At 65.6% G+C, this 209-nt stretch carries 1 protein-coding gene; it reads left to right on the top strand.

All coding sequences use genetic code 11. The features are described from left to right. A partial coding sequence (locus tag IO24_RS0140255) for an ATP-binding cassette domain-containing protein (RefSeq protein ID WP_031144928.1) occupies nucleotides 1–209 on the top strand: 209 nt, incomplete at both ends.

Genomic DNA, 209 nt, shown 5'->3' on the forward strand with positions numbered 1-209 from the left:
GCTCCTCCGGCTCCGGGAAGACCACCACGCTGATGATGCTCGCCGGGTTCACCGAGCCCGACTCCGGCACCATCACCGTCGACGGCCGGGACATCACCAAGCTCAACCCCGGCAAGCGGGACTTCGGTTTCGTCTTCCAGCAGTACCTGCTCTTCCCGCACATGACCGTCAGCGAGAACGTCGCCTTCCCTCTGCAGCTGCGCGGTGTG

This window comes from Streptomyces flavovariabilis (assembly GCF_000725785.1).
Classification (GTDB): domain Bacteria; phylum Actinomycetota; class Actinomycetes; order Streptomycetales; family Streptomycetaceae; genus Streptomyces; species Streptomyces hawaiiensis.